Annotated in this window: 8 protein-coding genes; all 8 read right to left on the bottom strand. The window is 39.6% G+C overall.

Annotated features, from left to right (window positions below):
* Positions 1-178 precede the first annotated feature (178 nt).
* A complete protein-coding gene (locus DFQ02_RS14680; RefSeq protein WP_116525210.1) occupies positions 179-544 on the bottom strand; it encodes a DUF1428 family protein in 366 nt (121 codons plus the stop codon).
* A 132-nt stretch (positions 545-676) separates the two neighbouring features.
* Positions 677-2,749, bottom strand: a complete 2,073-nt coding sequence (locus DFQ02_RS14675; RefSeq protein WP_147297791.1) for a hypothetical protein — start codon at positions 2,747-2,749, stop codon at positions 677-679.
* Between the two features lie 206 nt (positions 2,750-2,955).
* On the bottom strand, positions 2,956-3,348 hold the full coding sequence (locus DFQ02_RS14670; protein ID WP_116525205.1) for a helix-turn-helix domain-containing protein: 393 nt from the start codon (positions 3,346-3,348) through the stop codon (positions 2,956-2,958).
* Between the two features lie 213 nt (positions 3,349-3,561).
* Entirely contained in the window at positions 3,562-3,918 is a 357-nt protein-coding gene (locus tag DFQ02_RS14665) for a helix-turn-helix domain-containing protein (protein ID WP_116525208.1), read from the bottom strand.
* A 2-nt stretch (positions 3,919-3,920) separates the two neighbouring features.
* Positions 3,921-4,214: a type II toxin-antitoxin system HigB family toxin gene (locus DFQ02_RS14660; RefSeq protein ID WP_072766088.1), complete on the bottom strand. Its 294-nt coding sequence runs from the start codon at positions 4,212-4,214 to the stop codon at positions 3,921-3,923.
* Positions 4,215-4,427: 213 nt separating this feature from the next.
* Positions 4,428-5,054, bottom strand: coding sequence for an FEKKY domain-containing protein (locus DFQ02_RS14655; protein WP_116525207.1), 627 nt, complete (start codon positions 5,052-5,054; stop codon positions 4,428-4,430).
* 10 nt (positions 5,055-5,064) lie between these two features.
* Positions 5,065-5,913: an IS3 family transposase gene (locus DFQ02_RS14650; RefSeq protein ID WP_245940284.1), complete on the bottom strand. Its 849-nt coding sequence runs from the start codon at positions 5,911-5,913 to the stop codon at positions 5,065-5,067.
* 14 nt (positions 5,914-5,927) lie between these two features.
* Positions 5,928-6,320, bottom strand: coding sequence for a helix-turn-helix domain-containing protein (locus tag DFQ02_RS14645; protein ID WP_116525205.1), 393 nt, complete (start codon positions 6,318-6,320; stop codon positions 5,928-5,930).
* Positions 6,321-6,398 lie beyond the last annotated feature (78 nt).

Below are 6,398 nucleotides of genomic sequence, written 5' to 3'. Positions count from 1 at the left end.
TGGTTTAACCCTGAGATGGAACACATTTACTTTAAGATGCATTGTCTGCGAAGCAGCGTAGATTAAAGTTCGCCATCGGCGAATGTGTTCCATCGATCTCGGCTATGATTTCGTTGCGGACAGAAAATCAATAGATTTTTAGCCGCAGCAAATCAGCCATTTTTAAAATTACAATTTTTTACTGAAGTTGGCTCATAGCAATGAAGCATAGCCGTTGTTGTGTGCTGGCTTTATTTTTTTTAGAAGTAGTGATTTGTAGGCTTTCCACCTTCACTAATATACGACTGAACGAGGGGTTGAAATACTGATACCCCTTTCTGCCGGGATCAAAGATCAAATTTTCTGGATTGATAAGTGTCACAATCAATTTGGCTATTATGAGGTGTTTGGTAAACTGTTCATTTGCCCGCTCACGCACTTCTCTTGATAGAAATGCCACGCTGCCCAATACAATAACTTCATCTTCTTTCTCATCTATGGCATCAGCAAATGAGCGTGTGCCTTCCTGATGCAAATCGTATCCGACATACTCGATATTTGCCAATGCTGCATCCTCTTTCTAGATTGCGACTATTTTTTAGCCGCCTGTTTATAATTTATTGGAAAATTAAGCCGTCAAAGTTATGGCATGCGCTTTTGTGATTACTATGGGTATGGGCAAGACGACCAAATCATTTTATTTTACCCCCAATAATTTTAGGCTTAATTCTTTATTTCTTCCCCCTCTTCGGGTTAGACCCAATTTCCCCCTAGACAGGGTGAAATAGCCTTGGGCTGTTTCAAACACTAGGGTGTGTGGCCCATCATCGGTTGGGACCGGGACGGCATAGACGGCATCAAATTCAAAGGCCGAGTCCTTAAGCCGCTTGAAATATTCCTTGTGAAACTCAATCAGACGGTAAGGCCCATCCCCCTCCCGGTAGGGGATGTACAAATACCCCTTTTTTTCGTCCAGGTAGAGGGCATCCGCCACATCCGTTGTCCCATCAGGTAGGAAGCAATGGTAATATTCGAGGTTCCAAGACCCAATTCCCATTACGAGAAACAAGTGGTGACGGTTGTTCTGGCTAAACCAATAAGCCAGATGGTGTTGATTATGGTGTTGATCTGTGGACTGATCAATAATAATCTCCCGCCCGGACATGGGCTCGTTAGGAGAAATGCCATAATTTTTTAGCCGTCTGCCTAACTCCTCCCATATATGGGGAACCTGCCGATTATAGTTAAGTAATTTTTTTAATGTCCCTTGCTTCATCGTGGAGAATTTACTGGCTGCTTCTGTCTTGAACATCTGCTTATCGGGATCAAAGTGGATCAAAAATATCTTGCCCTTGGCTACCCCAAGGTAGGTCAATGGGCGAATCTGATAGAGCTCGTCGTATTTTGGTTTCAGGCTAGCCGTTTTTGCCAATATGCCCCATAGGCCATTTTTCGCCTGCACCAGCACTTGCTCTGGGGCCCTTGACACCACTTGCTTATAGGCGGTTTTAATCGTGCGATAAACCAGCTCCCCCTCCTTATTGCGGTAGGCAAGCCGCCCACCGAACAGGCTACCGGACTTTTGGGCAACGAACCAGGTTTCCGCCACCCGGGCATTGGGCGGCTGAAAGGGGACCCTTGGCAGTTTTCCGATCTCTGTGGTAGCGAAGGTCTTCTCTTGGCTGGAGGCGATCCTGCCACTGCTATGGAGATACAGGGGAATATCACTGGCTACGGGCAGGACTGTTGCCCAACCGTTCTCATCCGGGCAGCCGGCTTCCCGAAAAACCAACCCATCAACTGCCGGGTTGTCAGGATGGTGAATGACCACCCGATCTACCAGTTTTATATCTTCTTCCTTATAGCGACCAGCGTCCGTGTCGAGGTAAAATGCCTTGGTATAGATATGCCGTCTACCATCAGGGCAGGACTCCGTATATAACTCCTTTGATGGTGTCAGCATCCTTCCCAGGTGGTCGAAGTCAAAGACATAGCCCTCTTCATCCATAAAGCGTACCATGCCCTTTGAGGGATCGCAATCCAACACCCGATCATAAAGCGGGGGAACAAGGATCTCGCCCTCGCGGTTCATGAGGCCTCGGGCTGTGCGGTCTCCCAGGACGGCGTGGGGCAGCTTTACATCAATCAGCCCTTTCTGGGTCCAGAGCTCTTTGCAGACGCAATAATCATCCAGGCTGATCCCCGGGCTCAACCGTTCTCTGGTTTTGTAATTGATCAGCTCATATTCCCTATGCTCTTTGTCCCCCACTTTACGCTTCCGGCCAGTGCCTTGCCAGATATCACCCCTCGCATTGACCTTGTCAAATCTATGATCGGACAGATAATGAATACGCCCTTTGTCGTCAGCCATGGCGTACTTGCCTGCCATGTCCTCGAGAAAAAGTCCGTCGAAATCATCGTATTCATTCCGGAGCAGGAAGATACTTTCGTAGTTTTCCAGAATCACCTCAAACTGACTGCCTTGTACGCGAATGAGGGCGTAGGCCGTAACTTTAGGTTTTGCCTTATAGGTTACTACCCTAAGGCGCTCACTCCCCACCGTGGTGCTAGTGAGTTGGTAGCCAAAGCCAAAGCGTTTGTGAAGATTGTCCTTCAGGGTGGGGGGAGGAGTGGGCGGAGGCGATGGTTTAGCTGCCGCTTGTCGTGGGGGGCTGGGCTGCAGTATTACCTTCCCGCTTCCTTTGCAGGCATAGCAGGTGCGTTGTACATGTCGGGTATCATAATGAACATACTCATAGGTCTTTGTCAATGAACCTACATATCGGTAGGTGATGTCTTTTCTGACTGGGATCCGCTCCCGGCTGCTCACAGTCCCGAATCCATTGCAGGTCTGGCAGGTTATCAGGGTCTGGGCGGAAATTAAGGAGAACGATGCGAGAAATATCAGAAGAATGATTGGTTTTTTAGATTGAAGCCTTTTGTAGAAAGCTTGTTTACTTATCCCAAAACATTGTGCTAACCATTTTCTTTTAAACGGTCTTGCTTCTTTTTTTGAATCTCGTCTGCTAATGTTTTGGGCAATGACTTTTTTGACATATCTACCCCAGTAATAAGTTCCATATCAGCGATGATGTCTTGTTGAAAGTCTTTTACAAACTCAAGTTCTTCTATTCTCTCTTTAAGTTTTTTAATTTCGTCTTTCTTGCTCATACCTGTTTTAATTTGTTCTAAGGTACTGTATTTTTTAATCCAATAATGAATAGAACTTCTAGAGATACCATACTTTTTAGAAGCATGGTTAATGGATATCTGTCCATTATGAATTTGGTCAATGACGAAAAGTTTGAGTTCAAAGCCAACTTTTTGGTACGACTTTTTTTGACAGGATTCTTTTTTTGATTCTTCCATAGATTACTAAAATTGATTAATTTTTTAGTCAACCTATTTCAGGACGATACGCATTTTTCGGCGAATGTGTTCCATCGGTCTCGGCTATGAGTAGTTGCGTGGGTTAGCACTAACTTTTGCAAGTACACACCAAACTGAAAATCCGCGAGGATTTTCAGAAGTAGGCGAGAACAAGCAATTACTTATAGCTATTGTTGGCAACTGGCTTTTTTATTAATAATCTTGAACTAACACTTCAGTCGGAATGTGAAGTGTTGAATTCAGTTTTCTTATCATTCCTAAAGTCAGTTTACGTTTTTTACTTAAAATTTCGCTAACTCTACTTTTAAATCCAACAACTTCAGCTAAATCCTTTTGTCTCATTCCCATTTGCTCCATTCGGAATTTGATTGCCTCAATTGGGTCAGGCATTCCAATTGGAAAGTTTTCATTTTCATATCTGTCAATTAAGATTGAAAGGATTTCCAATTCATCTCCTTGTTCGGTTCCTTTTTTTGCATCAAAAATCTCTTCAAGTCTGTTTAGAGCGTTTTGATAGTCTTTTTCGTTTCTTATGGGTGTTATTTTCATAATCAGATATTATTTGCGTCTATTTTGTCATATTCTGCGTGAGTTCCGATGAATCTTATCCAGCATATTTGATATTCAAAGTTGAATTTTACAATCAATCTATAGTTATTACCTTTAATGTTGTAAACAATTCGGTTGTCCTTTAAAATACTCGCACTTGGATACTCGCTTTTTAATTCATTAATATTTTTCCATTCGGATTTTTCAGTTTCTCTAAACCAAGACTTTAATTGTTCTTCACAGTCAGCGTGTTTTTCCCAAAAGTCTCGTAAAGTTCGTTTCGCTATTACTCTCACATTATACTTGTTTGTCGCAAATATAATAAAAAAGTTACCAAATTGGTAATAAATTTTCTTTTTTCAGCTTGTTGCCATCGGTCTCGTATAACCGTCAGTTACGGGTTTTAAATTACTATTTTTCGATTAAGCACTGACTTTAGCAATTCCGAGTGGATTCGGACGTAGTCGAATCCGCCGTAATTGCGGTTATACATTGTTGTGCAACGTATTTTATTCATTTTCCTCATTAAGTCCAACAATGTCTTTTCGAATCTTTTTCCTCCATTTCTTTCCATATTTTTTGTCCAAATACTCGAAAACTGTTCTGTTATATTCATAGAGACTTTCCTCTGCAATTGCTTCACAACCGTACTCAACAAAATTGACGTTATATTTTTTCGCAAATTTCGAGTCAGATTTATAAAATACTGGTGCGATTCCACTAGATTCCAATATATTTATTTCTCCATTTTTGATGTCGGTAAGTGCTTTTTCTCGGTTGAGCCCAAATCTTGGTCTCATAACAAATTCAAATACGTATTCTTTCGGTTTATCAACTCGAATTATTGTATCAATATTTTCATAACCCAATGCAGTCAATTCTATAGTTTCTAAACTATCTTTTTCTCGAATACTGTATTTATATTCAAATTTTCCATTTTCATCTGTGGATGAATATCGATATCTCGATTTATAACTCACATAAACATTTTCGAGTGGTTTTCCATTGACTTCCGACAATACAATTCCCTTAATTACAATTTCATTCGATTTTTCATTTTGTGAAAATCCGATTATTGAATTCAAAAATAATATTGTCAGGATGAGTTTTGTCTTGTCCTGAAATAGGTTGATCATTTTTTGTGTTTTAAATGGTTAAAAATTCCAGTTGTTTTTTGTTTTTTCGATACGATTTGTATGTGGTATTTTTATTTAAATGTACTTGCATTGGTGTGTTTAAATTTAGGCTCCAATGGGTTCTTAGGTTGTTATAAATAAAGATAGCTTTTTTTGTCATTTTCTGAGCTAATTTTGTGTCTTTAATAGTTTGTTTTAGTCCGTATTCGTATTTAAGTGTTTTATTTATTCGTTCTGCTACGGCATTTTCATAGGGATCGTATTGTTCAGTCATACTGAGTGTTATGCTATTTTCTTCTGCAAATTTTGAATAGGCTGGATTGCAGTATTGAAACCCTCTATCTGAATGATGAATGAGTTTTTGATCGGGATATTTTCTGTTCTTTATAGCCATTTTCAATGCTTCTAAACAGAGTTCGGTTTTCATATGATTATCGAGTTTGTATCCCATTATTTTCTTGGAATAAGCGTCTGTTACTAGTGCTAAATAGTTGTGTCCGTTTTGTGTTTTAATGTAGGTAATATCGCTTACCCATAGCTGTTCTGGTCTTGTTGGTACTTTATCCTTTACTAGATTTCTATACTTGTAAAAGTGATGTTTAGAATTGGTGGTTATATGGAACTGTTTTGTTTTCCTTACCAGTAGTTTATGGGATCTGAGAACAGTAAAAAACTTATCCCTACCTATTTTGATATTGCGTTTATTAAGTTCTTCTTTCAAATGATCATAGAGTTTTCTGCCACCCGTTTTATGTCCAACCAGGTTACGGCAATCTTTGATCAATTGTACGATGCTCTCTTCGTTGTTATCCTTCCTTTTTTGAGATTGAAGCCTTTTGTAGAAAGCTTGTTTACTTATCCCAAAACATTGTGCTAACCATTTTCTTTTAAACGGTCTTGCTTCTTTTTTTGAATCTCGTCTGCTAATGTTTTGGGCAATGACTTTTTTGACATATCTACCCCAGTAATAAGTTCCATATCAGCGATGATGTCTTGTTGAAAGTCTTTTACAAACTCAAGTTCTTCTATTCTCTCTTTAAGTTTTTTAATTTCGTCTTTCTTGCTCATACCTGTTTTAATTTGTTCTAAGGTACTGTATTTTTTAATCCAATAATGAATAGAACTTCTAGAGATACCATACTTTTTAGAAGCATGGTTAATGGATATCTGTCCATTATGAATTTGGTCAATGACGAAAAGTTTGAGTTCAAAGCCAACTTTTTGGTACGACTTTTTTTGACAGGATTCTTTTTTTGATTCTTCCATAGATTACTAAAATTGATTAATTTTTTAGTCAACCTATTTCAGGACGATACGCATTTTTCGGCGAATGTGTTCCATCTC

Source organism: Seonamhaeicola aphaedonensis (assembly GCF_003386195.1).
Taxonomy (GTDB): Bacteria; Bacteroidota; Bacteroidia; order Flavobacteriales; family Flavobacteriaceae; genus Seonamhaeicola; species Seonamhaeicola aphaedonensis.
Note: the sequence above shows the minus strand (reverse complement) of the source record. Positions and strands in the feature narration are given on the sequence as shown.